Raw genomic sequence first — 1211 nt, 5'->3', positions numbered from 1 at the left:
GCGCAGGGGGCGGGTGGGGCCCCCGCGGGGGTCGGCGGTGGGCCCGCCGTGCTGGCGGAAAGCGTCGACGACGGGCCGACACGCACCCTCGCCGCTGGGCTCGCCGCCGAGCTCGGCGTGGCCGTGCACATGTCGCTCTACGAGCGGGCAGACGGGCCCGACGGGCTGGGCTTCAACACCGCCATCGTCGTCGGCCCGGACGGCGCGCTGCTCGCCCGCACCCGCAAGATGCACATCCCGGTCACTGCGGGCTACCACGAGGACCGGTACTTCCGGCCCGGGCCGGCCGGGGCGGACAGCTTCCCGGTCGTCGAGCTGCACCAGGGGCGCTTTGGCTTCCCCACCTGCTGGGACCAGTGGTTCCCGGAGCTGGCCCGGGCGTACTCGCTCGCCGGCGCCGACGTGCTGGTGTACCCGACGGCGATCGGCTCCGAGCCCGATCATCCCGGCTTCGACACCGAACCACTGTGGCACAACGTGATCGTCGGCAACGGGATCGCCAACGGCACGTTCATGGTGACGATCAACCGGATCGGGACGGAGGGCGCGCTGACCTTCTACGGCAGCTCGTTCATCAGCGACCCGTACGGACGGGTACTGGTCCGGGCGCCGCGCGATGTCCCAGCGGTGCTGGTCGCCGACCTCGACCTCGATCAACGCCGCGACTGGCTGGCGCTGTTCCCGTTCCTCACCACCCGCCGTCCCGACGCCTACCGCGGGCTGGCCGAGCCAGGTGCGGGCGACGTCGATGCCGGTTCGGTGACGTAGCGTGGCGGTCGCCGCACGGATTGGCGGGCTCGGACGCCGGACCTGCCACATAGGGATCTTCGACGGGTCGTAGAACTCGGGGTGCGGATCACCTAGACTGTCGCGGCGTGGAGGCGTCCGTCGGACCGGTCGCGCGCGGCCTGCGGGCCGGCGTGTTCGCCGCGGCATGCGTTGCCCTCAGCGTGGTCGCCCACGTCGCCGTCCACGGGGCGGCCCCGCAACCGTGGGTGCTGCTGGCCGGTCTGATCGCCGTGATGGCGGTCGCCAGTGCCTGCGCCGGCCCGGCTCCCTCGCTGCCGCTCGTCGTCGCCCTGATGGCGGTCACGCAGGCAGGGCTGCACGTCGCCTTCTGCGCCTGGCCGGCCACCCCCGGTCCGGACCTGTCCCGGCTGCTGTGCGCGGCGCCCGGCACGCACTCCGCGGCGACCGCGGCGCTGCTGCGC

At 73.7% G+C, this 1211-nt stretch carries 1 protein-coding gene and 1 pseudogene; both read left to right on the top strand.

The window, feature by feature from the left end; all coding sequences use genetic code 11:
* Positions 1-768 (top strand): nitrilase-related carbon-nitrogen hydrolase (locus ND748_RS32340; protein ID WP_251750065.1); only part of this gene is annotated, 768 nt, incomplete at its 5' end.
* A gap of 107 nt (positions 769-875) precedes the next feature.
* A pseudogene (locus ND748_RS32335) lies at positions 876-1211 on the top strand (hypothetical protein); the annotation flags it as partial.

Source organism: Frankia sp. AiPs1, from assembly GCF_023716945.1.
Taxonomy (GTDB): Bacteria; Actinomycetota; Actinomycetes; order Frankiales; family Frankiaceae; genus Frankia.
Note: the sequence above shows the minus strand (reverse complement) of the source record. Positions and strands in the feature narration are given on the sequence as shown.